Annotated in this window: 28 protein-coding genes; 10 read left to right on the top strand and 18 right to left on the bottom strand. The window is 59.2% G+C overall.

Translation table 11 applies throughout. From position 1 onward, the window contains the following. Nucleotides 1-19: 19 nt before the first annotated feature. Nucleotides 20-1069, top strand: coding sequence for a CDP-6-deoxy-delta-3,4-glucoseen reductase (locus tag RAN89_RS08500; RefSeq protein WP_313869153.1), 1050 nt, complete (start codon nucleotides 20-22; stop codon nucleotides 1067-1069). A gap of 50 nt (nucleotides 1070-1119) precedes the next feature. Here the strand turns inward: RAN89_RS08500 and RAN89_RS08495 are convergent, their stop codons facing one another. From RAN89_RS08495 to RAN89_RS08450, 10 genes are all read right to left on the bottom strand, one after another. Continuing rightward, nucleotides 1120-1566: a hypothetical protein gene (locus RAN89_RS08495; RefSeq protein WP_313869152.1), complete on the bottom strand. Its 447-nt coding sequence runs from the start codon at nucleotides 1564-1566 to the stop codon at nucleotides 1120-1122. Nucleotides 1567-1617: 51 nt separating this feature from the next. After that, entirely contained in the window at nucleotides 1618-2337 is a 720-nt protein-coding gene (locus RAN89_RS08490; RefSeq protein WP_313869151.1) for an ABC transporter ATP-binding protein, read from the bottom strand. Between the two features lie 10 nt (nucleotides 2338-2347). Continuing rightward, nucleotides 2348-3118 carry an ABC transporter ATP-binding protein gene (locus tag RAN89_RS08485; protein WP_313869150.1) on the bottom strand — a complete coding sequence of 257 codons (771 nt, stop codon included), beginning with the start codon at nucleotides 3116-3118 and terminating at the stop codon, nucleotides 2348-2350. A gap of 59 nt (nucleotides 3119-3177) precedes the next feature. Beyond that, on the bottom strand, nucleotides 3178-4263 hold the full coding sequence (locus tag RAN89_RS08480; RefSeq protein WP_313869149.1) for a branched-chain amino acid ABC transporter permease: 1086 nt from the start codon (nucleotides 4261-4263) through the stop codon (nucleotides 3178-3180). Nucleotides 4264-4276: 13 nt separating this feature from the next. Then, nucleotides 4277-5206, bottom strand: a complete 930-nt coding sequence (locus RAN89_RS08475) for a branched-chain amino acid ABC transporter permease (protein ID WP_313869148.1) — start codon at nucleotides 5204-5206, stop codon at nucleotides 4277-4279. 224 nt (nucleotides 5207-5430) lie between these two features. Next, nucleotides 5431-6726, bottom strand: coding sequence for a replication-associated recombination protein A (locus RAN89_RS08470; protein WP_313869147.1), 1296 nt, complete (start codon nucleotides 6724-6726; stop codon nucleotides 5431-5433). Nucleotides 6727-6750: 24 nt separating this feature from the next. Beyond that, nucleotides 6751-7560: a mechanosensitive ion channel family protein gene (locus RAN89_RS08465; protein ID WP_313869146.1), complete on the bottom strand. Its 810-nt coding sequence runs from the start codon at nucleotides 7558-7560 to the stop codon at nucleotides 6751-6753. 62 nt (nucleotides 7561-7622) lie between these two features. Then, the gene (gene lolA / locus RAN89_RS08460) at nucleotides 7623-8252 is read right to left on the bottom strand and encodes an outer membrane lipoprotein periplasmic chaperone LolA (RefSeq protein WP_313869145.1); all 630 of its coding nucleotides are present in this window, start codon (nucleotides 8250-8252) and stop codon (nucleotides 7623-7625) included. Between the two features lie 7 nt (nucleotides 8253-8259). After that, nucleotides 8260-10596 (bottom strand): DNA translocase FtsK, encoded by a 2337-nt coding sequence (locus RAN89_RS08455; protein WP_313869144.1) that lies wholly within the window; start codon nucleotides 10594-10596, stop codon nucleotides 8260-8262. Nucleotides 10597-10636: 40 nt separating this feature from the next. Beyond that, nucleotides 10637-11311 (bottom strand): Crp/Fnr family transcriptional regulator, encoded by a 675-nt coding sequence (locus tag RAN89_RS08450; RefSeq protein WP_313869143.1) that lies wholly within the window; start codon nucleotides 11309-11311, stop codon nucleotides 10637-10639. A 155-nt stretch (nucleotides 11312-11466) separates the two neighbouring features. On the opposite strand from RAN89_RS08450, the gene trxB reads away from it, so the two are divergent. The 3 genes from trxB (at nucleotide 11467) to rpmG (ending at nucleotide 13031) form a co-directional block, all read left to right on the top strand. Beyond that, complete coding sequence (trxB, locus tag RAN89_RS08445; RefSeq protein ID WP_313869142.1) at nucleotides 11467-12420, top strand: thioredoxin-disulfide reductase; 954 nt, start codon at nucleotides 11467-11469, stop codon at nucleotides 12418-12420. 193 nt (nucleotides 12421-12613) lie between these two features. Next, the gene (gene rpmB / locus RAN89_RS08440) at nucleotides 12614-12847 is read left to right on the top strand and encodes a 50S ribosomal protein L28 (protein WP_087496789.1); all 234 of its coding nucleotides are present in this window, start codon (nucleotides 12614-12616) and stop codon (nucleotides 12845-12847) included. A gap of 13 nt (nucleotides 12848-12860) precedes the next feature. Continuing rightward, complete coding sequence (gene rpmG / locus RAN89_RS08435; RefSeq protein ID WP_313869141.1) at nucleotides 12861-13031, top strand: 50S ribosomal protein L33; 171 nt, start codon at nucleotides 12861-12863, stop codon at nucleotides 13029-13031. Nucleotides 13032-13277: 246 nt separating this feature from the next. Here rpmG and RAN89_RS08430 read toward each other — a convergent pair whose 3' ends face one another. After that, a complete protein-coding gene (locus RAN89_RS08430; RefSeq protein ID WP_313869140.1) occupies nucleotides 13278-14492 on the bottom strand; it encodes a DesA family fatty acid desaturase in 1215 nt (404 codons plus the stop codon). 149 nt (nucleotides 14493-14641) lie between these two features. Further along, nucleotides 14642-15913: an RsmB/NOP family class I SAM-dependent RNA methyltransferase gene (locus tag RAN89_RS08425; protein WP_313869139.1), complete on the bottom strand. Its 1272-nt coding sequence runs from the start codon at nucleotides 15911-15913 to the stop codon at nucleotides 14642-14644. 16 nt (nucleotides 15914-15929) lie between these two features. On the opposite strand from RAN89_RS08425, the gene RAN89_RS08420 reads away from it, so the two are divergent. Then, nucleotides 15930-16169: a DUF1653 domain-containing protein gene (locus RAN89_RS08420; RefSeq protein WP_313869138.1), complete on the top strand. Its 240-nt coding sequence runs from the start codon at nucleotides 15930-15932 to the stop codon at nucleotides 16167-16169. A gap of 55 nt (nucleotides 16170-16224) precedes the next feature. Here RAN89_RS08420 and RAN89_RS08415 read toward each other — a convergent pair whose 3' ends face one another. Both RAN89_RS08415 and RAN89_RS08410 read right to left on the bottom strand, forming a co-directional pair. Continuing rightward, nucleotides 16225-17346 (bottom strand): ATP-binding protein, encoded by a 1122-nt coding sequence (locus tag RAN89_RS08415; RefSeq protein WP_313869137.1) that lies wholly within the window; start codon nucleotides 17344-17346, stop codon nucleotides 16225-16227. Nucleotides 17347-17381: 35 nt separating this feature from the next. Beyond that, complete coding sequence (locus RAN89_RS08410; protein ID WP_313869136.1) at nucleotides 17382-18122, bottom strand: response regulator; 741 nt, start codon at nucleotides 18120-18122, stop codon at nucleotides 17382-17384. 223 nt (nucleotides 18123-18345) lie between these two features. Here RAN89_RS08410 and xopAW point away from each other — a divergent pair, with 223 nt between their 5' ends. Continuing rightward, nucleotides 18346-19242, top strand: coding sequence for an EF-hand domain-containing protein (xopAW, locus tag RAN89_RS08405; protein WP_313869135.1), 897 nt, complete (start codon nucleotides 18346-18348; stop codon nucleotides 19240-19242). Between the two features lie 37 nt (nucleotides 19243-19279). Here the strand turns inward: xopAW and purN are convergent, their stop codons facing one another. Beyond that, nucleotides 19280-19873 carry a phosphoribosylglycinamide formyltransferase gene (purN, locus tag RAN89_RS08400; RefSeq protein ID WP_313869134.1) on the bottom strand — a complete coding sequence of 198 codons (594 nt, stop codon included), beginning with the start codon at nucleotides 19871-19873 and terminating at the stop codon, nucleotides 19280-19282. 13 nt (nucleotides 19874-19886) lie between these two features. Between purN and RAN89_RS08395 the strand changes: the two genes are divergently transcribed. The 3 genes from RAN89_RS08395 (at nucleotide 19887) to RAN89_RS08385 (ending at nucleotide 23028) form a co-directional block, all read left to right on the top strand. After that, nucleotides 19887-20561 carry a YceH family protein gene (locus RAN89_RS08395; protein ID WP_313869133.1) on the top strand — a complete coding sequence of 225 codons (675 nt, stop codon included), beginning with the start codon at nucleotides 19887-19889 and terminating at the stop codon, nucleotides 20559-20561. A gap of 68 nt (nucleotides 20562-20629) precedes the next feature. Beyond that, the gene (locus tag RAN89_RS08390; protein WP_313869132.1) at nucleotides 20630-21811 is read left to right on the top strand and encodes an acyl-CoA dehydrogenase family protein; all 1182 of its coding nucleotides are present in this window, start codon (nucleotides 20630-20632) and stop codon (nucleotides 21809-21811) included. Nucleotides 21812-21912: 101 nt separating this feature from the next. Then, nucleotides 21913-23028: an acyl-CoA dehydrogenase family protein gene (locus RAN89_RS08385; RefSeq protein WP_313869131.1), complete on the top strand. Its 1116-nt coding sequence runs from the start codon at nucleotides 21913-21915 to the stop codon at nucleotides 23026-23028. 17 nt (nucleotides 23029-23045) lie between these two features. Here RAN89_RS08385 and RAN89_RS08380 read toward each other — a convergent pair whose 3' ends face one another. The 3 genes from RAN89_RS08380 to RAN89_RS08370 form a co-directional block, all read right to left on the bottom strand. Then, complete coding sequence (locus tag RAN89_RS08380; RefSeq protein WP_313869130.1) at nucleotides 23046-23438, bottom strand: VOC family protein; 393 nt, start codon at nucleotides 23436-23438, stop codon at nucleotides 23046-23048. A 117-nt stretch (nucleotides 23439-23555) separates the two neighbouring features. Further along, nucleotides 23556-24584, bottom strand: a complete 1029-nt coding sequence (locus RAN89_RS08375) for an AI-2E family transporter (protein ID WP_313869129.1) — start codon at nucleotides 24582-24584, stop codon at nucleotides 23556-23558. 21 nt (nucleotides 24585-24605) lie between these two features. After that, nucleotides 24606-25502: a tetratricopeptide repeat protein gene (locus tag RAN89_RS08370; RefSeq protein WP_313869128.1), complete on the bottom strand. Its 897-nt coding sequence runs from the start codon at nucleotides 25500-25502 to the stop codon at nucleotides 24606-24608. Nucleotides 25503-25691: 189 nt separating this feature from the next. Between RAN89_RS08370 and RAN89_RS08365 the strand changes: the two genes are divergently transcribed. Next, entirely contained in the window at nucleotides 25692-26618 is a 927-nt protein-coding gene (locus RAN89_RS08365) for a histone deacetylase family protein (protein WP_313869127.1), read from the top strand. The last annotated feature ends 15 nt before the right edge of the window (nucleotides 26619-26633 follow it).

Here is a 26633-nt window from a genome sequence, read left to right as displayed (position 1 = left end):
GCCACCTAGGATACCGAAGATGAGCGAGACCGCATCCGCCACCATGACTTTTTCTGTTGCCGTGCAGCCCAGCGGACGCACCTTCAGCACACACAGCGACGAAACGCTGCTGGCTGCAGGCATACGCCAAGGAGTAGGCCTGCCCTATGGTTGCAAAGACGGCGCATGTGGCTCCTGCAAGTGCAGGATGCTGTCCGGAAGTGTGGTGCACGGCGCCCATCAACCCAAGGCACTGAGCCCCGAGGAAGAAGCGCAAGGACTGGTGTTGACCTGCTGCGCGACCGCTACCTCCGATGTGGTGCTGGAATCCAGACAGGTGTCAGCAGAAGGTGCTTTGCCGATCAAAAAGATGCCTACCCGTGTGACGACCCTCCAAAAGGTGTCTGACGACGTCATGGTGCTGCAACTTCAACTGCCCGCGAACGACACGTTTTTGTACCGCGCCGGTCAGTACATTGAATTCCTGCTCCGCGATGGCGCGCGCCGCAGTTACTCCATGGCCAACGCGCCGCAGGGTAACAGTGTGGAACTGCACATTCGCCATATGCCCGGTGGCAAATTCACCGACCACGTATTCGGCGCCATGAAGGAAAAAGAAATTCTGCGGGTGGAAGGGCCTCATGGGTCTTTCTTCCTGCGGGAGGACTCCGACAAACCCATGATCCTGCTGGCCTCCGGCACGGGCTTTGCACCCATGAAGGCGCTGCTGGAGCACATGCTCGCGCAAGGCATTGCGCGCAACACCACCCTCTACTGGGGCGGCCGCCGTCCACAAGACCTTTACATGGACGCTTGGGTAAAAGACTTCCAAAAGCAGATGCCTACCTTGGCCTACGTTCCGGTCCTGTCCGATGCCCTACCGGAAGACGCGTGGGCCGGCCGTACAGGATTTGTACATCGTGCAGTGTTGGCGGACCACACCGATTTGAGCGGGTATCAGGTTTATGCGTGCGGCGCGCCTGTGGTGGTGGAGTCTGCTCGGCGCGACTATGTTTCACTAGGCGGTTTACCTGAAGAAGAGTTTTTCGCGGACGCCTTTACCTCTGAGGCTGACAAAGCCCAAGCCTAAAAACAAAATGCCGCTGTGATTTACAGCGGCTTGTTGAAGACGGGGGCTTGTTAACCCTTGCGATCCCGCTTGCCGTCGTGGTTCAAGTCAACCTGACGGTCATGCTTTTGAAAATAGATAGCCTTGCTTTCGGCACGCTGCATCGCGGTGATGTGCTTGCGCTCATGGCGCGTCACCTTGCCGTCGGCTTCTGCGTGATCCTCCGCCTTGTCGATGCGGGCTTCGCCCCGATTGAGCCGGCGGGCTTCACGGGCCGTCAAAGCACCGGACGTGGTGCCTTGCGCAATGCGCTTTTCCTGAATCACTTCACGCTTGTCGATGCCCGGCGTAGCTAATGGATCTTTAGGTACAGGTGCGTTTTGAGCAAACGTCACACCCGCCGACAGCAAAACGGCAGTAGCAATCAAAGCATGGTATTTCATGCGAAGCTCCTTTTCAAAGTGGCATGGAACAGTTCCATGCACTTTCAACGGAGAGCCAGCAAAAGACTCCGACATCCGGAATGCAAAGCTGTGTAACAGCCTGTATCCGGATGTCGGCGGTGTCGCTTATTCGCCCAAGTAGGCGGCCCGCACCTTGGGGTCGGTCAGCATGTCAGCAGCATTGCCGGTCATAGTGACAATGCCGGACTCCATCACATAGCCACGGTTGGCGATAGATAGGGCTCGGCTGGCATTCTGCTCTACCAACAACACGGTTACGCCTTGGGCGTAAACGTCTTTCACCACTTCAAAAATCTTGTCCACCATGATGGGAGACAGACCCATGGAAGGCTCATCGAGCAACAGCACCTTGGGGCGGCTCATCAGTGCACGGCCCATAGCCAGCATCTGTTGCTCACCACCGGACATAGTGCCCGCCAATTGGTCCTTGCGTTCGCGCAGTCGTGGGAAGATGGTGAACATTTTTTCAATGTCCGCCAGGATGCCTTCCTTGTCGTTGCGGATGTAAGCACCCATTTGCAGGTTCTCGGTGATGGTCATGCGGGTGAACACACCGCGACCTTCCGGCACCATGGCCAGGCCTTGTTTCACCAAGTCCCAAGGGCCTTGACCCTTGATGCTTTTCCCGAGGTATTCGATATCACCGGCGTTGATGGGCAAGGTACCCGTGATGGCTTTCATGGTGGTGGTCTTGCCGGCACCGTTAGAGCCGATCAGGGAGACCAATTCACCCTCGTGCACTTCGAAATCCACACCTTTGACGGCCTGAATGCCGCCATATGCCACTTTCAGGCCTTTTACTTTGAGCAGAGTCTGGGTAGTCATTTGTCAATCCTTAGTGGCCGCTCGTGCCCAAGTAGGCCTCAATCACTTTTTCGTTCTTCTGCACGTCCGCAGGTGTGCCCTCGGCGATTTGCTTGCCGTAGTCCAGCACCGTCACGCGATCACACAGGCCCATAACCAGCTTCACATCGTGTTCGATGAGCAAGATGGTGCGGTTGTCCTTGCGAATGCGATCGATCAGTTCACGCAACATGACTTTTTCCGTCGCGTTCATGCCGGCGGCTGGCTCGTCAAGGGCGATGAGCTGGGGGTCTGTTGCCAATGCACGGGCGATTTCCAGACGGCGCTGGTCGCCATAGCTCAAGGTGCGGGCTTTGTAGTCGGCAAACTTGCCGATGCCCACATAGTCCAAAAGCTCTTGGGCGCGTTGAGCAATCGCAGCTTCTTCCGCTTTGAAGGAGCTGGTGCGGAACACGGCGCCCAACAAGCCTGAATGCGTACGGATGTGGCGGCCCACCATCACGTTTTCCAAGGCTGTCATTTCAGCGAACAAGCGAATGTTCTGGAAAGTGCGGGCAATACCGGCTTTGGCCACGGTGTGAACCGCTGTCGGTTGGTATGGTCTGCCGGCCAGTTCAAATTTACCGCTATCCGGTGTGTACAAGCCGGTCAGCACGTTGAAGAAGGTGGTCTTGCCGGCACCGTTGGGACCGATCAGGCCATAGACCTGGCCACGTTCAATTTTGATGCCCACATCGCTCAAGGCCTGCAAGCCACCGAAGCGCTTGGAGACGCCGGAGACGTTCAATACTGTATCTGTCATAGGTATTCCAATCAGTTGAAGGTCCCCGCCACACGGATGCAGCGGGAAGCTCGCAAAGTTCAGCTCTTGGCGTTTTGCAAGGACTTGCCGTGCTCAGGCGAAGGCCACAGACCACGGGGGCGCAGCAGCATCACGCTGATCATGGCCAATGCAATCAGCAACTGGCGGAGGATGGAGGCATCCAGGCGGCCATCGGTCATGGTTTGCAGAGGACCCGCGACATAGCGCAGCACTTCCGGCAAGGCCGCCAACAGGACAGCGCCCAGAATGACACCCGGCAGGTGACCGACACCTCCCAACACCACCATGGCTACAATCATCACAGACTCCATCAGGCTGAAGGACTCGGGAGAGATAAAGCCCTGGAAAGAGGCAAACATGGCACCGGACACACCGCCGAAAGTAGCGCCCATACCGAAGGCCAACAACTTCATATTGCGGGTGTTGATGCCCATCGCTTTGGCAGCAATTTCGTCTTCACGGATGGCCATCCAGGCACGTCCCACGCGGGACAACTCCAAACGATGGCAAATGATCACGCTGACCACCACCAATGTCAGGAACAGGTAGTAGTACAAGGTCACCGACGCAATCTCAAAGTCGCCGATCATGAGTTTCTTGCCCAGGTTCAGGCCAAAGAAGTGCAGTGAATCAATTTGATTAATGCCTTTGGGTCCGTTCGTGATGTTGACCGGGTGATCCAGGTTGTTCATGAACACACGGATGATTTCACCGAAGCCCAAAGTCACGATGGCCAGGTAGTCACCGCGCAGACGCAGGGTGGGAGCACCCAGCAACACCCCGAAGATGCCCGCGAGCGCCGCTCCCAAAGGAATGACCACCCACAAAGGCGTGTGCATGCCATCCGGGAACATGGCCGCGATGGCAGGGAAGGTTTCAATAAGGTGTGGCGAGGACATCAAGCCGTACATGTAGGCGCCGATGGCGAAAAACGCCACGTAGCCCAAGTCCAGCAGGCCGGCATAACCGACAACGATATTCAAGCCGAGTGCCAGCAATACGAAAAGCAATGCCATGTCTGCAATGCGCACCCAAGCGTTGCCGAAGCCTTGCAGAACGAACGGCAGAATCAGCAAGCCGGCAGCAGCCAGCAGCATGGTGAAAAGACGTTTTTGGGGGTTCATGTGCGGGTTCTCCTCAAGCACGGTCCGCAACGCGCTCACCCAGCAAACCGGAAGGACGCAGAGTCAGCACAATAATCAACACGATAAAGGCAAAAATGTCGGAGTAGTGGCTGCCCAAAACGCCGCCGGTCAAGGCGCCGATATAGCCGGCACCGATGGCTTCGATCAAGCCGAGCAAAAGTGCACCAACCACAGCACCGGCCAAGTTGCCGATACCGCCGAACACCGCAGCCGTAAAGGCCTTCAAACCAGGCAGGAAGCCCATGGCGTGCTGGGCAGTACCGTAGTTGGATGCGTACATCACACCAGCAATGGCCGCCAACACGGCGCCGATGATGAAGGTGGCAGAAATCACAACGTCGGGCTTCACACCCATCAGGGCAGCAACGCGCGGGTTCTCAGCGGTCGCACGCATGGCACGACCCAGCTTGGTGTAATTCACCAACCACATCAGGACTGCGAGGGACGCCGCTGTCACGCCCAGAATCATGACCTGGGTGGGGGTGATCACCGCGCCACCGATGTCAATGGGATTACCAGGCAACAGCGTCGGGTAAGACTTGTAGTTGGGCTTCCAGATGATCATGGCCAAGGTCTGCAAAAGAATGGACATGCCGATGGCAGTGATCAGCGGTGCCAGTTTGGGACTGTTGCGCAAAGGACGGTATGCGACCTTTTCGATCACGAAGTTCAACGCAGCGGCAACGACGCATGCGATCACCAGTGAAATCAAAAGAATGACAGGGCCTGGAGTGCCGGGCATGGACTCTTGCATCAATCCGATGATGGTCCAACTGGTGAGAGCCCCCACCATCACGACTTCGCCGTGGGCAAAGTTAATCAAATTGATGATGCCGTACACCATCGTGTAGCCCAGCGCGATGAGCGCGTACATGCTACCCAACACCAGACCGTTGATGATCTGCTGTATCAAAATATCCATAGAAAACTCCGTTGTTCTTGTGTGCGAACGGCCATGGCCGTTAACACTAGTGGCGTCAGACCATCGAAAGCAATAAGCCTGCCACGTCAGGTTCACTGGCGGTGCAGGCCAAAAGCAGTGCCGCGATTCTAGCGATGTCAGGCTTGGGGGTCTCGGGGGTACAGGGTGGGTTTACCCTTGAGTCTTATGCCGATTCAGCAATTCATCCCGCATTTCATGCACTATTAGTTTTTCTTCTGATTGCGATCTTTCAAATCTCGCAGCTTCTCCGCAATACGGATTTCCAGCCCCCGTTCCACGGGGCGGTAAAAGTCGGTATCTGGCATGCCGTCCGGCAGATAGCGTTCACCCGCTGCAAAGCCGCCCTCCTCGTCATGGGCGTAGCGATAACCTTTGCCGTAGTCCAGCTCCTTCATGAGCTTGGTCGGCGCGTTGCGCAGGTGCATGGGCACAGGGCGCGTACCGTCTTTTTTAACGAACGCTTTGGCCTCATTGAAGGCCTTGTAAACCGCGTTGCTCTTGGGCGCGACCGCCAGATAGACCACGCATTCGGCCAAGGCCAATTCCCCCTCCGGGCTGCCCAAGCGCTCGTATACATCCGCCGCATCCAATGCCAAACGCAGGGCACGGGGATCGGCTAAGCCAATGTCTTCAGCAGCCATTCGAATGAAGCGGCGTGCCAGGTAGCGCGGATCTGCCCCTCCATCCAACATACGGGTGAACCAATAGAGTGACGCGTTCGGGTCGGAACCCCGCACGCTTTTGTGCAGGGCGGAAATCGTGTCATAAAACTGCTCGCCGCCCTTGTCATAACGCCGCATGCGTTCGCCCAGCACCTTGAGCAGCCATGCATCCGTAATCTCTGGTACTTGCTCCTGGCGGGCAGCAATGGCGAGCGTTTCCAGAGTGTTGAGAAGACGGCGTGCATCACCATCTGCATAGGCAATCAATCGGTCAATTGCTATGCTTTCAATAGCTGGAAGCGCATATTTCCCATGCGCTTTCAGCACAATTTGCTTCAAACTCTCAGCGTCGAGAGGCTGCAACACGTACACCGCGGCACGCGACAGCAAAGCGGAATTCACTTCAAACGACGGGTTCTCGGTGGTTGCACCGATGAAAGTGAATAAGCCACTCTCTACATGCGGCAGAAACGCGTCCTGCTGACTCTTGTTGAACCGGTGCACCTCGTCCACGAAGACGATGGTGCGACGCTGCTCGAGGCCATCACGCGCATTCAGGGCCTGATCCACCGCCTCACGGATTTCCTTGATTCCGCCCAACACCGCACTGATGGTGATGAATTGGGCGTCAAAGGCGTCGGCCATCAGGCGCGCAATCGTGGTCTTGCCCACGCCGGGCGGCCCCCACAGGATGCAGCTGTGCGGTTGGCCCGACTCGAAAGCCAGACGCAAGGCCATGCCCTCCCCCAGCAGATGCTGCTGACCGATGACTTCACCCAGTGTTTTGGGGCGCAGCAGTTCGGCCAGCGGCTGGTGTTTGGATGGGGGAGTTGCCACAGGAATGCGTCAGGCCTTCAGGCGTTACAGGTTGCGATGTGCCACCGGCGTTTCAGGCACGGGGTAGCCGGCTGCACCGAAGGTCTGCACCACCGCTTTATGGGTGTCGAAATACACCTGCCAATAGTGGTCGGTGTGGGTGTAGGGGCGCACGCACAACAATGGCCCTTCGGGTGTGAACTGAAGAATCTCAATATCCGGCGCAGGCGAAGTTGCCACGTTCGGAATCGCAGTGACGGCCACACGCAAGCGGGCAATAGCATCTTGCACATCTACGCTGTTGGCGACTTTGGCCACGCAGTCCACACGGCGATGGGGCAAGGCGCTGAAGTTCTGGATAGAGCCAGAAAACACGGTGTTGTTGCCCACAATGGTGACCACGTTGTCCGGCGTGATCAGTGTGGTGCCGAACAGGCCCAGCTCTTTCACCGTACCGGTAATGCCGCCCGCGGTCACAAAATCGCCCACCTTGTAGGGGCGCAGTACCTGCATGAACACACCTGCTGCAAAGTGGGTGAGCAAACCGCCCCAGGCGGTGCCGATGGCCAGACCCGCACCCGCCAGCAAAGCGGCGAACGACGTGGTCTTGACGCCGAAGATATCCAGAATGGCGAGGATCAACACAATGTTGAGCAGCACCGAGATGATGGAGGTCAGGTAGTTGGACAGGGTCAGGTCCACCTTGCCGCCCCGCTGCAGCCCCGCCCCGAGCAGTCGCAAAGCCATACTGATCAGCCAGCGGCCGATGATCCAGGCAGCCAAAGCACCCAACAATTTCAGGCCGAAATCAGCCCCTTGGGTCGTCAAAAAATTCCAGATGACTTCTGTATTCATACGCAAACTTCCTCCGATTGAGACCTGTGCCACATGCGCGGCGGCAGGACCCGGAACACCGTCTATTGACGGACAACATCCGCCCCAGCGGGCGGCTTGAACTGGAATAGTTCAGGGTCCGTAACGGGGTTGCTCTGGAATCCGTTGAACGTCAGCACGGATTTCTGGCCAAAAGTGTCAACTATTTCAAGTATTTCGAGTTTTCCTTGCCGGAATCCGACCCGCACACTTTGCAACTGGCTGTCTTTGGCCTTGGGTGCGCCCTGCACCCATTGCAGACCATCTTTGTCTGGGGAATCAGCGAGATTGAAGTCCGCCTGCAGAGCCTTGATGTCTGCCGACGATGCAATCAATGCTGCTGGCGTGGAGCCCAGGGCTTGGGCTTGTTTGCGTGCAGTGACCTGGTTCAGATCCACGTCATAGAGCCACAGCGTCTGCCCATCTGCAACGATGGTTTGCTCAAAAGGCTTCTTGTAGGTGAACTTGAAGCGCCCGGGGCGCAAAAACTCAAAGGTACCGCTGGAGACTTTGCTTCGGGCGACCTGCCCTTCCTTGGCAGGCGCTGTGACGACTTGGCTGAACTCCGCTTTCCCCGACTTGACGCCCTTGACAAAGGATTCCAAGTCATTCAAGCCGGTAGCGCCCGCAGATAGTGCGCAAGTAGCTATAAAAAAAGTAGCGAATCGCTTCATGCAAACCTTATTCGTTGCGACTAGGAACCAGGATATCCCGCTGCCCACTGCCACTCATGGCACTGACCAGCCCAGCCTTCTCCATGTCTTCTACCAGACGGGCAGCCCGGTTGTAGCCGATCTTCAGGTGGCGCTGCACCAATGAAATGCTGGCCTTGCGGTTCTTCAGCACCACCTCAACGGCCTGGTCATACATCGGGTCTTTTTCGCCGCCGCCCTCTTCGCCGCCGGCGCCATCCTCGCCATCGACCGTACCACCTTCCAGCACGCCCTCGATATAGTCCGGCTCCCCCTGGCTTTTGAGGTAGCTCACCACGCGGTGCACCTCGTCGTCGCTCACAAATGCGCCGTGTACCCGCACCGGAAAACCGGTGCCGCTGGCCATGTACAGCATGTCACCCATGCCCAGCAAGGCTTCAGCCCCCATTTGGTCGAGAATCGTGCGGCTGTCGATCTTGGACCCCACAGAGAAGGCAATGCGGGTCGGAATGTTGGCCTTGATGAGACCCGTAATCACGTCTACGCTGGGACGCTGGGTGGCGAGGATCAAGTGGATACCCGCCGCACGCGCCTTCTGGGCCAGCCGCGCGATCAGCTCTTCAATCTTCTTGCCCACCACCATCATCAGGTCCGCCAGCTCATCGATGATGACCACGATGTGCGGCAAGCGCTGCAGAGGCTCAGGGCTTTCCGGGGTCAAACTGAAGGGGTTGTAAATGAACTCGCCTTTGGCTTTAGCCTCATCAATTTTGGCGTTAAAGCCCGCCAGATTACGCACACCCATCTTGCTCATGAGCTTGTAGCGTTTTTCCATCTCTGCCACGCACCAATTGAGGCCGTGCGCCGCCTGCTTCATGTCGGTGACCACCGGTGCCAACAAATGCGGAATGCCTTCGTACACGGACATTTCCAGCATCTTGGGGTCGATCATCAAAAGACGCACATCACGCGCCTCCGCCTTGTACAACAAGGACAGGATCATGGCGTTGATACCCACCGACTTGCCGGAGCCCGTGGTACCCGCAACCAGCACGTGCGGCATCTTGGCCAAATCGGCCACGATGGGGTTACCGATGATGTCTTTCCCCAGACCCATGGTGAGCATGGATTTGGCTTCGTTGTAGACCTGCGATCCCAGAATCTCCGACAAGCGGATGCTCTGGCGCTTCGCGTTGGGCAACTCCAGCGCCATGTAATTCTTGCCAGGGATGGTCTCCACCACGCGGATGGACACGAGGCTCAAGCTGCGCGCCAAGTCTTTGGCCAGGCCCACAATCTGAGAGCCCTTCACGCCCGTGGCGGGTTCGATCTCGTAACGGGTAATGACCGGGCCGGGTTGGGCCAGCACCACACGTACTTCCACGCCGAAGTCTTTCAGCTTTTTCTCGATCATGCGGCTGGTCATTTCCAGCGTCTCAGGAGACACCGTTTCCTGCCGCATTTGCGGGTCGTCCAGCAATGCAACTTGCGGCAACTTGCTGTCCGGCATTTCGCTGAAGAGGGGTTTCTGACGCTCTTTGGCAACCCTCACGCTGGGCGGCAGCTCCACCAAAACGGGCTCAATCACCACCGGTGCCGGTGGCGGGTGAACGATCAGTTCATCACCACGCTCTTCGAGAAAAATTTCTTCCCGCTCCCGCACTGCCAGTTGCCCGAGCTCGCGGTCCTGCGCCTCCTCCTTCTTTTCACGCCGGGATTCGACCAGCGAATACAGAAAACTGCCGATGCGCTCAGCCACTCTCGGCCACGAAAAATTGAACACCCAGGACACACCGACCAATCCCAACACAATGGCCACCAAGCCGGACCCCGCAAACCCCATCCAGCGCACGCTCCACGGTCCCAGCAATTGCCCCATGGCACCACCGCTGGCACCGGGCAACATCAATTCCAAGCGATAAAGGCGCGCCCATTCCAGAGAGGTGCTGGCATACATGAGCAGCAACAAGCCCCCCCAAAACATCCAACGCCGCTGACGACGGTTGACCACCGTGTCAGCTTCCACGTCCTCGTCCCCTCGAAGCCGGTAGGCCAGCAGGGACAGCCAAACGCGGCCCGCAGCAGCCACGCACCACCACACGGAGAAACCGAACAGAAAATAGCTCAGGTCCGACCAAAGGGCCCCCAAACGTCCGACATGGTTGTGGGTAGGTGCACCGGAGCCGGATGTGGACCAGGCGGCATCCTGCAAAGAGTGGCTCAACAATGCAATGAGCCACAAGGCCAGCAACACGAAACCGACCACAAGGGCGATTTCATTGGCAAAGCGGCTCAGGCCCGGGTTGGCAGGTTCCGGCGCCTTCTTGCGGGTGGGGGAATGGAGAGTGTGCAGGGAATAAGTCATGTCATGGTGCGCAACGGCTCAGAAGGTTGCGCGAACGGAATCACCGTGGCTTGGAGCGACGCTCCCAGACCCGGATACCGCCATCTTTGTTGGTTTTGATGAAGCCTTGGTCTTCGAAGTCTTTCATCACGCGACTCACCATTTCACGTGAGGCCCCGACCATTTTGGACAGGTCTGAACGGGACACTTTCTCTCGGATCAGCATTTCACCTTTGTCGATGGGTTCCGCCATGTCCAACAGGACGTTGGCGACGCGGCCATACACCCCCATCAGTGCAAGCGACACAATCTTCTGGTCCGCTGTGCGCAAGCGTTGCACCAAGCCGCGCATCACAGCGCCGGCGATGGCCGCATTGTTGGTGACACAACGGGTGAAATCTTCGCGCCCCAACACCAGCACATCCATCTGGGTCTCTGCCTGAACCGTGGCTGAATGGGCCTCGTTGTCAATCAAGCTCATCTCACCGATGTAGTCCCCTGCCTTCAGGGTCGCCAGAATGACTTCTTTGCCCTTGCTGTCGGTCATCACCACATGCGCCCGGCCGGAAAGTATCAAAAACAGCGCGTTGGAGTTATGCCCTTGCCGGACAACGTCCTCCCCTTTTTTGATCTTGCGTTTGGTGACATTCGCCGCCAGATCGTCAATCTGTTCCTGGGTCAAATTGGCGAAAAGGGGCACCCGTCGAATCAAATCCTGGTTGCTCAACATTGCCATTGATTGGGGTTCCTGCTTGCTAATGTGCTGCTTCTTACAATCAGGGGTCCGGCTGCTAGCAGCCTTGCAGATCCCGTATCAGCATCCATATGGAAAGCTGTCCTACCGAACTGTACACGGCTCGGTCAACGATTTTCGTCCAATAAGGTTACATCATGTCCAACACCAAACACGCCAAGGTAATGATCCTGGGCTCCGGTCCCGCCGGCTACACCGCCGCCGTCTATGCGGCACGTGCCAACCTGAATCCCGTATTGGTCACCGGCATTGCCCAAGGCGGCCAACTCATGACTACCACCGAGGTGGACAACTGGCCGGCCGATGTAAATGGCGTGCAAGGCCCCGAGCTGATGCAGCGTTTTCAGGAACATGCGGAGCGGTTCAAGACCGAGATCATCTTTGATCACATCAATGCCGTCGACCTCTCCAAGCGCCCCTTCACCTTGAAAGGCGACACAGACTCTTACACCTGTGACTCTTTGATCATCGCCACCGGTGCCTCAGCCAAATACCTCGGCCTGCCCTCCGAGTCGGCATTCATGGGACGCGGAGTGTCCGGCTGTGCAACTTGCGACGGTTTTTTCTACCGCAATGAAGTCTGCTGCGTAGTAGGTGGTGGCAATACGGCGGTGGAAGAGGCACTGTACCTCTCCAACATCGCCAGCAAGGTGTACCTGGTGCACCGTCGCGACAAGTTCAAAGCTGAACCCATCCTCGTAGACAAACTGATGGACAAAGTTGCCGCCGGCAAGATCGAGCTCAAAACCTTCAAGACCCTGGAGGAAGTTTTGGGCGATGCGTCCGGCGTTACCGGCATCCGCCTCAAGAGCGTGCATGACGGATCCACAGAGGACGTAACTTTAAAGGGCTGCTTCATTGCCATCGGCCATGCGCCGAACACTGACATTTTCCAAGGGCAACTGGCACTGGAAAACGGATACATCGTGACCCAAGGAGGCCTCAAGGGTTTTGCGACCCAAACCAGCGTTCCGGGGGTCTTTGCTGCCGGCGATGTGCAGGATCACGTTTACCGCCAGGCGATCACCAGTGCGGGAACCGGCTGTATGGCCGCGCTGGACGCCCAACGTTTTCTGGAACAGCAGGAATAAGAGAATTGGCGGGATCCGGCAGGACCCGCTATAATTTGAGACTTTGCTGAATTCGCCCCGTGAGGGGCCGCCCTCTGTCCGAGGGGTTCGGCAGGTTCCGCCGAGTCATCGGCGGGGGGTTACCGCCACCCTTTCTTATGGCGAGGTGAGGCCGGCGCACTTTTGTACCGGCCGTATCAATCGGAGTGTCCAGATGGCACGCGTATGTGAAGTAACGGGCAAAGGCCCCATGGTCGGAAACAATGTTTCCCACGCCAACAACAAAACCAAGCGCCGGTTCCTGCCGAACCTGCAATACCGCCGTTTCTGGGTGGAGTCTGAAAACCGCTGGGTTCGCCTGCGTATTTCTAACGCCGGCCTGCGTCTGATCGACAAAAACGGTATCGATTCTGTGCTCGCCGATCTGCGCGCACGTGGTCAAGCTTAAGGAGTAAAGCACCATGGCAGCTAAAGGCGGACGCGAAAAAATCAAGCTGGAATCCACAGCTGGTACCGGTCACTTCTACACGACCGACAAGAACAAGAAGACCATGCCCGAGAAAATGTTGATCAAGAAATTTGATCCCGTTGCTCGCAAGCACGTCGACTACAAGGAAATCAAGCTGAAGTAATTCACGCTTGCCTTCATGAAAAGCCCGCCTTGAGCGGGCTTTTTTACGTCTGATGTTTCGCAGGACCACCCCGCCCGAGAGGAGGTGATGAGTACGCCGGCTTTGCGTAGGTCAAGGAGGAGCCCGAAGGGCGGGGGACACGAAGCAAAACTGCTGCGCTTACCGACTCTGGAGCGGCATGAAAAGGGAAACATGCAAGCGTAAAAAAGCCCGCACAATGCGGGCTTCAATGCCAAGAGGCAAAGCTTAAACGCGTGCTGCGCGCAGTTTCATGGAGAAGTCACGCAAAGCGGCAATGCCACTTTCTTCCGCACGATGGCACCAGCCTTGCAGGTCCTTGGTCAACTGTTCGCGGGACACGCTGGTGTTGAGCCACATCTGACGCAGCTCTTCACGCATGGTGACCATCTTGTCCAGCACAGGAGAAGCAGCGCGGGCTTGGGCCAGTTGAGGGGCAGCAGCCGCTGGCACCTTTTCCACATCGCGGTGCATCCAGCGCTTGGCGGCTTGGATCATGGCGGCATCCGCACTGCGAGCCTTCATGGCTTCCAGCTCGTCGCGAGCAGCCTGACGAACGCCCTTGGCGTAGGTCGCCATGATTTCGTAGCGGTTCGCGATAAGCGCCTCCAGAGTTTTCTCGTCAGCCACAGGGCGCACATCACCGTATGCAGCTTTGGGAGGCGTCTTTTTGACCTTGGCTAGACCCAAGGCACTCATGATGGAGATGTACATCCAGCCGATGTCAAACTCGTAGGGCTTGACCGACAACTTGGCGGATGTGGGGTAGGTGTGATGGTTGTTATGCAACTCTTCCCCGGCAATGATGATGCCCCAAGGGGAAATATTGGTCGACGCATCAGGTGCTTCGAAGTTGCGGTAACCCCAGTAGTGAGCCGCACCGTTGATGATGCCAGCCGCTGTAATGGGCGTCCACGCCATTTGCACGGCCCAGACAGCCAAACCTGCCGCACCGAACAGGAACAGGTCAATGATCATCATCAAGCCCACGCCCTGCCACGAGTAGCGGGTGTAGAGGTTGCGTTCGATCCAGTCATCCGGCGTGCCATGCCCGAAGCGGGCCATGGTTTCCTTGTTCTTTGACTCGGCACGGTAGAGCTCAGCACCCTTGAACAGCACAGTCTTGATACCGTAAACGTGAGGGCTATGAGGATCTTCCGCCTGCTCGCACTTGGCGTGGTGCTTGCGGTGGATGGCAGCCCACTCTTTGGTGACCTGGCCGGTAGTCAGCCACAGCCAGAAACGAAAAAAATGGGAGGCGATGGGGTGCAAGTCCAGCGAGCGGTGCGCTTGGTGGCGGTGCAAAAACACGGTCACGCTGATCATGGTCACATGCGTCAGCGCAAAGGTAAACAACACCATTTGCCACCAGGCAATATTCCAGGCACCGTGGGCCAGCCAATCAATTGCTGCGTTCAGCACAGCCCAGTCAGGTAAGAACATAGTTCGCTCAATCTCTCAACGAGGTTTGGTTATGTATGACAAGGGGACGACGCACGCCCCCTTGTGAAGCCGCTATTTTAGATGCAGCAGTTAGTTTTAGCCAGATAAATCAACGTGAAGTTAAAAAACATTAACTTTCGTCAAAAGATTCACTTCTTTTGCCAAACCGCTGCGAAAAATCCGTCGGTTTGATGCAAATGTGGCCACAAACGCAGATACAACTGTCCGTTATTGCCCCCGCTGCACAGGCTTGGTGCATTTTCAACCTTGAGGTTGGCAAGGACTTCCCCTGCGGACAAGGGCACAAATTCCGGGTTGGCCGCGGAAAACGCATCCGCAATCGCCTCGTTCTCTTGTGGCAAGACGCTGCAAGTTGCGTAGACCAAGCGCCCGCCGGACTTCACCATGCGGGAAGCGCTTTGAAGGATGGCGGCTTGCTTCACTGCCATTTCTTCCACGCCTGCCATGGTTTGGCGCCATTTAAGGTCCGGATTGCGGCGCAAAGTTCCCAGTCCGGTGCACGGCGCATCTACCAACACGCGATCCAGCTTGCCGGAGAGGCGCTTCACGCGGTCGTCGCGCTCATGGGCAATCGCTGCAGGATGTACGTTGGACAAACCGCTGCGGGCCATACGGGGCTTGAGCGCGTCCAAGCGGTGCGCGGATGTGTCGAAGGCGTACAGGCGCCCGGTGCTGCGCATGGCGGCGCCCAGCGCCAATGTCTTGCCACCGGCGCCTGCGCAGAAGTCCACCACCATCTCGCCGCGCTTGGCGTCGACCAGCATAGCCAGGAGCTGGGAGCCTTCGTCCTGCACTTCAAAGTCACCACGCAGGAAGGCTTCGTTCTTGTTCAGGGCCGGCTTGCCGGCAATGCGCAGCCCCAAGGGAGAGAACGGCGTGGGCACAGCCTTGATGCCGGCTTGCTGCAGTTCTTTTTGTACATCTGCACGCTTGGCCTTGAGGGCGTTAACGCGCAAATCCAAGCCAGCGCCCAGATTCAGGTTTTCGACCAGAGGCCAAAAACCATCCCCCAGCTGATCTTTCAGGGGCTGCACCAGCCACTCCGGCAGGTTGTGGCGATGGCGCTCCATCAGGTCGTCAGGCTTGACGGCTTCGCACTGGTCCAGCCAGCGCTTTTCCTGGTCAGTCAATGCGCTACGCAGGAAATCGCCGGGGCCATAAAAGCCCAGAATGGCCAGACGGCGCTCTTTGGGGCCGCTTCCGGAAGGAGCAAGGTGGTCAAACAGCAGTTTTTTCCGGAGGACGGTGTACACCGTTTCAGCCAATGTGGCACGCTCACGCGGTCCCAAGCCGCGGTTGTCACGGAAGAAACGGGAGACGATAGCGTCTGCAGGGTGGTCGAATTTGAGGGTGAGCCGGACCAGTTCGGTACAGGCTTCAAGCAGGGCTTTTGGATGCATAACCTAGTATTGTCCCATGTTCGATGAAAAACTACCCCCTCTCGTGATCACCCCGCCCGGCCGCTATCGCCATTACAAGGGCATGGAATACCAGGTGCTGGACACGGTGTGCCACAGCGAAACCTGTGAACCCATGACGCTGTATCGCGCGCTTTATGGCGAACAAGGCCTCTGGGTCCGACCCGCAGCGATGTTTCTGGAAACGGTGGTGATTGAGGGGGTAGCGCAGCCCCGTTTCACCAGGATTGATGGCTGAATAACCTCTAGCGCCCGCGGGATATGCGCAAGCAGCTCCTGATTTGATAGCGTCTTCAGATGACTGGCAAGGCCAACTCGGCCTCCAAGCCACCATGCGGGAGGTTTCGCAGTAGCAGGCTACCACCGTGCTGCCGGGCAATGTCATGGGCTGCGGCCAGGCCCAAGCCAACCCCGCCGGTATGCCTATTGCGCGAGCTTTCCACCCGGTAGAAAGGCTGCAAGACCTTGGTGAGTTCGCCTTCGGGAATGCCGGGGCCCCGGTCCCGCACCAGCACCCGCAGAGTTTTGTCTGCTAGTTCCAATTGCACCTTGACCCCACCGCCGTAGCGCACGGCGTTGTCCAGCAGGTTGTTGAGGCATCGTCGCAGTGCGCTGGCTTGGGTGCGCACGGGGGGAAACCCCTGCAAAGCAGTGGCCTCCACGGACACGTCGTGACCACAGTCCTGCTGGTCATGCGCGAGGCTGCTGACCAGCGAACCCATGTCCAACGGCACCCAAGGCTCCGCCTCTGCCGCCCCCCGCAGATAGTCCAAGGTCGCGCGGATCATGGCATCCATCTCGGCAATGTCTTTGGCAAAGCGCTGCCGCTCCACCTCGTCGCCCAATGACTCTGCCCGCAGCGCCAAGCGGGTAAGCGGCGTGCGCAAATCATGCGAAACCGCAGCGACGAACTGGTCGCGCTGCTCGAGCTGCGCACAGATGTGCTGCTGCATCTGGTTGAACACCTGCGTGGCTTCGCGGCACTCCAGGGTGCCTGTCTCAGGCAAGGGCGCTCGGTGGATGTTATGGCCCAACTCACGGGCAGCACCGGCAAGCCGGCGCACCGGGTCGGAGAGCCAGCGCGCCCCCACCCAAGCCGCCAAAAGCAAGGCCCCCAAACGCACCCCGATGTCCAGCAGAATTCCGGCAGGCGGCGGACCACCGTGGGACCCCGGTCCGGGATGAGGAGGAGGCTCCGGCAGTGCTTGACCCTGTAATCCCGTGCCAGCATCCGCAATAGGTGTGGCAAATGACATCTGCTCACCGGGTGCGCCACGCGGAGGAAAACCCGGCTTGAAGTCGGGCCGCATTTCAAACAGCAGGGTCAATGCCAGCACATGGCTACTGAGCACCGCCACAGCCAATAGCAACGCGAGACGTCCGAACAAGGTATCCGGCACGCAACGCGCGGCCATCCCCTTCCATCGTGCCAGCCATGCCGTCGAGGCCCTCATACCCGCCAAGCCATCCGCCCTTGCACCGACTGCACATTGAACATATAGCCCGCTCCGCGCACGGTTTTGATCATGGAAGGCTCGTCGGGGTCATCCGCCAGCTTCTGCCGCAAGCGGGACACCAGCAGGTCGATGCTGCGTTCAAACGCGTCCATGGCCCGGCCGCGTGCCTGCTCCATCAGCTGGTCACGGCTGAACAAACGGCGGGGCGTCTGCAAAAAGGTATTCAGGAGCCGGAATTCGGCATTCGACAGGGCCACCACCAATCCGGAGGGCGACACCAGCGTGCGTTCCTCACGGTGCAGCTCCCATCCGTCAAAGCAGACCACATCACTGCGTGCCACATTGGGAGAAGCCTCTTTGACACCTTGCGTACGACGCAGCACGGTGTGGATACGGGCGACCAGCTCACGCGGCTCAAAGGGTTTGCCCATATAGTCGTCCGCGCCGTTTTCCAGCCCCATGATGCGGTCAAACGTGGTGGTCCGGGCGGTGAGCATGATCACCGGGATCTGGGAGCGTTCCCGGATTTCGCGGGACAAGGTAAGACCATCCGTACCGGGCAGCATCACATCCAGCACTACTAGATTCACCGCATGGCGGGCCAACTGGGCACGCATGCTGTCTGCGTCGCAAGCCGTGTGTACCTCGAAGTTGAATCGGCTGAGGTATTCGCCCAACAGCTCGGTGATTTCGGCGTCGTCGTCAACGATGAGGATGGATATCTTGGTATGCATGGACAGTCCCTTCGGCCCGCTCAGTGTAGAAAACCACCCGCCTCGCAAAGCCCTGAATTGGCAGGTGTGCGGCCCGCTTCTCAACGCTTGAAACCGCCTTTTGTATCAAGCCCGGTACAAAGCCGACAAACCGGCGATACCTCCGCTTTCAAGAATCAAGCTGTCGCTCGGCTCTTGGGGTTCCGGGTGGCACTTCACCCACCTACCGAGAAAGGAAATGACCATGAGCACCATCAGCGGGGTCAGCGGTTCCAGCAGTGCCTGGGCCGCGGTCAGTGCGCAACGGGCCCAGCACCAGGCGAAGATGTTCGCCAAGGTCGACACCGACAGCAGTGGCAGCGTCGACCAGACCGAACTCAGCAGCATGTTGAGCGATATCGCCAGCAAAACAGGCACCAATCTGGGCGACAGCAAAGAACTGTTCACCCAAATGGACAGCAACTCCGACGGCAGCCTCTCCGGCGACGAGCTGGACAAGGGCATGAAAGACCTGATGCCGCCTCCGCCCTCGACCATGGACTTCGCCCAGTCCCGGGGCATGGGTGGCAGCAATGGCAGCCAGGACGACCTGTTCGCCAAGGTTGATACCGATGGCGACGGCTCCGTCAGCAAGGACGAGCTGCAAGTGTTGACCGACAAGATCAAGTCGGACACGGGTCAGGATGTCAGCCAGAATTTCAGCCAGCTCGACACCGACGGCAGTGGCTCCCTGTCGCAAGCGGAGTTCGATGCCGGCCGGCCCCAGCCACCTGAGGATTCCCGAGGCAGCAGTGGCACACAAGGTGCGCAGGACCCCGGTGGACCGCCCCCCGGTGGCGGGCATGGCGGTGCCGGGAAAACAGAGTCCAGCAGCAGTGCGACCTACGACCCCTTGGACACCAACCAGGACGGCACGGTGTCAGAGATTGAGCGCTTGGTGGGAGAAATCAAGAACGCGGTGGCGTCGCTGTCGGGAAATGACAGCGATTCCGGGTCAGACAGCACGTCGTCTGCATCTGCCACCGGCACGGATGACAGCAAAACCAGTGCTGTGATTGCCAACCTTGCCAAGCAGATCTATGCCCAAGTCGCGCAGGGTCTGGGCGGAAGCACAAGCAGTCTGCTCAGCGCTTCAGCATAAAAAGTGCTGCTAGCGCAAACGGAATGTGCGCTGGCAGCTACTTTTTTGATAGCAATTCTGCAACCGCCCGGGGGTAAATGCGGTGCTCCTGCGTGAGCACCCGGGCGGCCAGGGTGTCTGCTGTATCGCCAGGCAACACCGGCACCACGGCCTGCTCCAGGATCGGTCCATGGTCCAGCTCAGGCGTCACCAGGTGCACGGTGGCACCGGCAAATTTGCAACCGGCATCCAGCGCCCGTTGGTGCGTGTTCAAGCCGCCAAAAGCCGGCAAGAGCGAGGGGTGAATGTTCACCAGTCGCCCTGCATACCTCCCCACGAAGCCCGCGGTGAGAATGCGCATAAACCCGGCCAGCACCACCAGTACGGGTTCCTGCGGCGTGTCATAGAGGTTGATCACCTCCGCCAGGGCGGCATCAAACGCTTCGCGGTCGGCATAGGTTTTATGGTCCAGCACATGGATATTCAGGCCCTGCTCCTTGGCAAACACCAGGCCGCCTGCAGTGCCTTTGTTGCTGACAACGGCAGCCACCCGGGCGCCATACCGGCCTGCCCAGTCTTCTTTTTGGGATGCGCGCACGATGGCAGCCATGTTGGAGCCACCGCCAGAGATCAAAATCACGATGTTTTTCATAACTGGCTGAATTATGACCACCCCCCTCCTGCTCACCCCTGTCGAAGCCCGCGTGCTGGCCACCCTGATGGAAAAAGCCCGCACGGTGCCCGACAGCTATCCGCTTACCCTGAACAGCCTGTTGCTGGGCTGCAACCAAAAGACCAGCCGGGAGCCGCTGATGGAGCTGAGCGAATCCGAAGTCAGCAGCGCCGTCGACAGCCTGCGCGAAGCCGGTTTGGTGCATGAAACCAGCGGCGGACGCGCCGTCAAGTTCACCCACAACGCCCAACGCGGCATCGGTGTGCCCGAGCAAAGCGCGGTGCTGCTGGGCCTCTTGATGCTGCGCGGCCCGCAGACCGCGGCCGAACTGCGCTTGAATGCAGAGCGCTGGTACCGTTTTGCCGACACCTCGTCGGTCGAAGCGTTTCTGGACGAGCTGCAAGAACGCAGTGAAGAAAAAGGCGGCCCCCTGGTCATCAAGCTGGACCGCGCACCTGGTGCCCGCGAACAACGTTGGGCCCACCTGCTGTGCGGGCCGGTGGACGCCAGCGCGGCACTGGGCAGCCGGTCCGGCGCCGTAACGGGCCCGGCCAACGTGGAGCTTCAGGCCCGTGTAACGCAACTGGAAGCGGAGGTAGCCGACCTGCGCGCCACCGTACTAAAACTGTGCGCCGAACTCGGAATGTCACCACCTGGACAAGAATAAACGAACGACCGTGCTAAAACTCAAGATAGAGTTCAGCTGAACCTGATAACGAGACCGAGGAGACTGCAATGGATCTGGCATTCACGCCTGAGGAACAGGCTTTCCGCGAGGAGGTGCGCGCTTGGGTGACTTCCCACCTGCCCGCCGACATCGCCCACAAAGTACACAACGCCCTGGAGCTGACCCGCGAAGACCACCAGCGGTGGGCCAAAATTTTGGGCGCCAAAGGCTGGCTGGGTTTCGGCTGGCCCAAGGAATTTGGCGGCCCCGGCTGGACGGCCATCCAAAAGCATTTGTTTGAAGAAGAATGCGCGCTCGCCGGTGCGCCAAGGGTCATCCCCTTCGGCCCGGTGATGGTGGCGCCGGTCATCATGGCCTTTGGCAATGCCGAACAGCAGCAGCGCTTCCTGCCCGGCATTGCCAGCGGTGAAGTGTGGTGGAGCCAGGGCTACAGCGAACCGGGTTCCGGTTCAGACCTGGCTTCAGTCAAGACCCGCGCGGAGCGCCAGGGCAACAAGTACATCGTGAACGGCCAGAAGACCTGGACCACGCTGGGCCAATACGGCGAGTGGATCTTCTGCCTGGTGCGCACCAGCAACGAAGGCAAGCCACAAACCGGCATCAGCTTCCTGCTGATCGACATGAAGAGCCCCGGCGTGACGGTGCGCCCCATCATCATGCTCGACGGCGGCCACGAGGTGAACGAAGTCTTTTTTGACAACGTGGAAGTCCCGGTGGAGAACCTCATCGGTGAAGAAAACAAGGGCTGGACCTACGCCAAACACCTGCTCAGCCACGAGCGCACCAACATTGCCGACATCAACCGCTCCAAGCGCGAGCTGGAGCGCCTCAAGCGCATCGCCAAGCGCGAAGGCGTATGGGAAGACAGCCGTTTCCGCGATGAAATCGCCAAACTGGAAGTGGATGTGGTGGCCCTGGAGATGCTGGTGCTGCGCGTGCTGTCGGCGGAGAAGAGCGGCAAGAACTCGCTGGACATTGCCGGCTTGTTGAAGATCCGTGGCAGCGAGATCCAGCAGCGTTATAGCGAATTGATGATGCTGGCTGCCGGCCCATTTGCCCTGCCCCTCATCCGTGAAGCCATGGAAGCCGGCTGGCAAGGCGACTTCCCCGGCGGCGAGGTGGGCAATGCGCCCTTGTCATCCACCTACTTCAACCTGCGCAAGACCACCATCTATGGCGGCAGCAACGAGGTGCAACGAAACATTGTGGCCCAAGTTGTCCTTGGCTAGCGCCATAGGACAACCCGGGCCTAGCCGACAAGACGATCACCCCCAAGCCCCCTCTCAGAAGGGGGCTCCAGAACGAGCTTCGCTCACTATTGGAGAGAGTTATGGACTTTGATTTTTCTGACGACCAGGAACAACTGCGCGACGCGGTGCGCAAATACGTTGACAAGGGCTACACCTTCGATCGCCGCCGCGCGGCCGAGAAAGCCGGTGGCTTTGATGCCGCCGCCTATGCCGAGCTGGCGGAGCTGGGACTTACCGGCCTCTATGTGCCGGAAGACGACGGCGGCATGGGCATGGGCCCCATTGAAGGCATGGTGGTGATGGAAGAGCTGGGCCGCGGCTTGGTGATGGAGCCTCTGGCGCAGAGCCTGATCGCCGGTGCGGTATTGGCAGGCTATGCGGATGCCGCCACCCGTACCGCCTGGCTGCCCGGTGTGGCCAGCGGCGAAAAGTTGGTGACACTGGCCTACCAGGAGCGCGGCAGCCGCTACGCTCTGGACGCCATTGCAGGAAAAGCGCACCAGGCGCCCGGTGGCTATGTGCTGAACGCTACGAAAAGCATAGTGGCTGCCGGCGACAAGGCCGATGCGTACATCGTCTCCGCCAAGGTCAACAGCGTGATGGGCCTGTTTTTGGTGGAGCGCGAATCCGCGGGCGTCAGCACCCGGGGCTACAACACCCAGGGCGGTGGCCGCGCGGCTGAAGTTGCCTTCAAAAATGCTCCTGCCACCCTGATCACCACCCAAGGCCAGGCTGCGCTGGAACACGCAGTGGACATCGGCATTGCCGCCACCTGCGCAGAGGCCGTGGGCGTGATGGACAAGACACTGGACATCACCGCCGAGTACATGAACACCCGCAAGCAGTTCGGGGTGGCGATCAGCAGCTTCCAGGCGCTACGCCATCGCATGGCCGACATGAAGATGCAGCTGGAGCTGGCCCGCTCCATGAGTTTTTATGCCAGCCTCAAGCTCAATGCACCCGCACCGGAACGCCGTGCCGCCATGGCCCGCGCCAAGTACCAGCTGGGCACCAGCATGCGCTTCATCGGCCAGCAGGCGGTGCAATTGCATGGCGGCATTGGTGTGACGGACGAGTACATCGTGAGCCACTACTTCCGCAAGCTCACCGAACTGGAATTGAGTTTTGGCGACACCCTGCACCATCTGGGTGAAGTGTCAGCGCGCATGCAAGACACCGCAGGGGTGTTTGCCTGAGTGGAACAGGGGGTCACTCAGGCCACGACCTCGTGACAAGCCACACACAGCTTGTTCCCTTCCGTATCCCTAAAGTAGGCCCCGTAGTAGTGGGCGTGGTACTCAGGTCGCAGGCCCGGCGCACCCTCACTGCCGCCGCCGTGGGCTAACGCGGCTTGGTACACCGCATCCACCTGCGCACGGCTACCGGCCAGGAAGGCTGTCATCTGCCCATTGCCCGCGGCATGCTCGTCTTCAAACGGCTTGCCGATAAGGAACAAGGGCCGCGCCACGCCTTCGGTCTGCCAGCCGGCCCAGGGACGGCTGCGGTCCACAAAGCGCTGTTGTTGGCCCAGCGCCTGCATCACGGGGGTGTAGAAGCGCATGGCGCGCTCGAAATCCTTCACGCCAACGAAGATGTGGGAAAACATGGGCTCCTCCGGTGAGCTATCCTGCCGACGGGCGGGTGCAGCGGCCTCAACACGCTATCAAAAGAGAAGCTACTCGCACTGCATCCACCGGCGCTACAAGCCTAAAAGATTAAAAAATCAGACCAAGCCAACTTCCAGCAATTCGCGCTTGATATAGGCGTAATACAGGGGCGCGGCCACCAGGCCTGCGACACCGAAGATCGCTTCGCCCACAAACATCACCGTGAGCAACTCCCATGCGGAGGTGCCGGTGCGCTTGCCTACGACTTTGGCGTTGATCACGTACTCGAACTTGTGGATGGCAATCAAAAACATCAGGCAGGCCAAGCCCACCATGGGCGCGACCGATACACCGGCCAGCGTCAGTACCCCGTTACACAAGAGGTTCCCGACAATCGGGATCAGTCCGGCAAAAAACGTCAGCGCCACCAGCATGCCCGAGTAGGGAATATGCACGTCCACCAGGGGCAAAGCGCCGAACAGAAACAGCGCCGTACACACGGCATTGAAGGCGGCGATCCAGAACTGGGCCACCACGATCTGCCGGAACGCACTGATGAAATACCGGGCCCGTGCACGGGCGGCGGCACGCAAAGGCGCTGGATTGTCTGCACCGGGCGAGCCCACAATCAGCGCGCCGATAACCAAGCCCACGTAGGCCAAAAGCCCGCCTTGCAGGCCGGCAGAGCCAAAGCCCGTCAGCGCATGGGCCTGGCTCTGCAGGTAGGCAGCCAGCCAGGCTTGTGCAGCGACGAGCTCATCAGGAAGGTGGGCGGCCAGGTTGGGTGGCAACTTCTGGCGGATTTCCAGCACCGTGCCCGCCAGATGGTGAAGCAAGGCCTCGTACTGCGCAACCGCACCGAAGACCATGCCTTTGGCGTTGGACAAAATCAATGCCAGCACGACCAGCGGAACGATGATCACCCAAGCTGCTGCCGCAAATGCACTGGGCCGCAGGCGCCCCAAGCGGCGACTGGTGCTCAGGGCCTGTGTCGCCATGAATCCGAGGCATACCGCCAAAAGGCCGGGCAGCAGGCCATAGACCAGAACCGCAAGGCACACCCCCCCCGCCAGCACATAGGCGCTGGCGGTGACCATTCGAGGGGGGAAACGGGAGGAAGAGTGAGGGGTGGCTTTGAGCGTCATGAGTGACGCGATGGTATCAACTCAAGTATCCCAATCCGAGGACGAGTCCCCGGAAACTCCGGGGTCGTCCCAGGTGGTGCTGTCGTTGATACCAAAATCTGCTCCGCCCATGTCGCGGTTGATGTCATTGTTCAGGTGGCTGCTGTCCGGTATCGGGTTACCGACGTTGAACTGTTCACGCACCGTGTCGTGCCCGCCCATGAGGTTGCGGCCAATAGCCTCAGCCACCATCACGCCGGCGCCCACCGCCAGCCCGGTGGCAACACCGCCCATGATCTTGCTCCCCAGACCACTGCCAGGGGCTTGACCATACCCGGCACCATAAGTCGGGCCGTAGGACTGCGGACCATAGGTATTGGGTGCGGGGCTGCCAAAAGTCTGAGGGCCACTCAACCCTCCGCCCATGGTGGAGCCATAAGCAGGCTGGAGCACCTGCACATCCGGTGTACGGCGGCGGAAAGCAAAAAACGCCAAAGCCATCACGCCGCCGGCCAGCAGGACTGGCAGCACCCAGCCGCCTGACGAGGAGGGTGCGGGGCTGCTGTAAGCCACCGGAGCCGCGTTGGTATGAGCCACCGCAGCGCTACCCTGGCTGCCCGCGAGCTGGCTGCGCAAAGCCTGCACCGCCTCGGGTTTGGCAAAGGGCAGACCGGGAGCCAATTTTTCCGCTTTGGCCAGCGACTCACGTGCGCTGGCAAGTTGGCCCTGTCGGGCATACAGCTCGCTGCGCACATAGTGGGCCTTGGCACTGTTGGGGTGCGAAACCAGTACCTGCTGCACCATGACCTGCGCCTGCTCCAGCTTGCCGGCCTGCGCGGTGGCGTAAATCTCGTTGAGGGACGGCTCCTGCTGAGCCCACGCGGCACTGCCGGCCACCATACCCAGTACCAGTGCCCATTTCCAGATGCTTTTGTTCATCGCTACAAACTCCTTGCGGTTGTGTCGGTGCGTTCGCCTGCGAGGCACAGTTTGCGTCGCGTCTGTGCAAATCAAGTCGCCGGTAGGTGAACCTTGTGTAAAGGCTTGATGCAGCCCTTATTGCCCCACATCAAGACTCGTGTCAGCTTGGCTGCCTAGACTGGCAAAAAACCAGATGCAGGAGACGCGATGCTGCCCGCCTTTATTTCCCACCCCGACTGCGCCCGACATGAAATGGGGCCGGACCACCCAGAGTGCCCCGAACGCTTGGGCGCCATCCAGGACATGCTGCTGCTGCGCGGCCTGCTGGACTACATGAACACCTATGACGCACCGCTGGCCACCGAAGCACAGCTGGGTCGGGCCCACGCCATCAACTATGTGCATGAGCTGATGGAAGCGTCTCCCAAAGAGGGTTACCACAAGGTGGACCCGGACACCGACATGAACCCCTTCACCGTACGTGCGGCCTTGCGCGCGGCGGGGGCTGCCGTGCAGGCCACCGATCTGGTCATCAGCGGGCAAGTACCCACCGCTTTTTGCAGCGTGCGCCCGCCGGGCCACCATGCAGAACGCTCGGCTGCCATGGGGTTTTGCTTTTTCAACAATGTGGCCGTCGGCATACGCCATGCGCTGGACGTGCACGGGCTGGAACGCGTGGCCTTGATTGACTTCGATGTGCACCACGGCAATGGCAGTGAAGACATTTTTCGCGGCGATGAACGGGTGCTCATGTGTTCCATTTTCGAGCAGGGACTCTATCCCTACAACGGGGAGAAGGCCGTGGGCCCCAACATGATGAATGTGGGTCTGCCCGCACGCTCGGGCAGCGACAAATTCCGCGAGGCGGTAGCCACCCAGTGGGTGCCTGCGCTGGACGCCTTTGCCCCGCAGCTCATCTACATCTCGGCCGGCTTTGACGCACACCGTGAAGACGATATGGGCAACCTCGGTCTGGTCGATGCCGACTATGCTTGGGTCACCCGACAGCTGATGGCAGTGGCCCAACGGCATTGCCAGGGGCGCATCATCTCTTGTCTGGAGGGCGGCTATGTGCTGAACCCGCTGGCCCGAAGCGTGGCCGAGCACGTCAAAGTCCTCATCGGCGCCGATTGAATCTGGAGTCACACC

Source organism: Rhodoferax mekongensis, assembly GCF_032191775.1.
Taxonomy (GTDB): Bacteria; Pseudomonadota; Gammaproteobacteria; order Burkholderiales; family Burkholderiaceae_C; genus Allorhodoferax; species Allorhodoferax mekongensis.
Note: the sequence above shows the minus strand (reverse complement) of the source record. Positions and strands in the feature narration are given on the sequence as shown.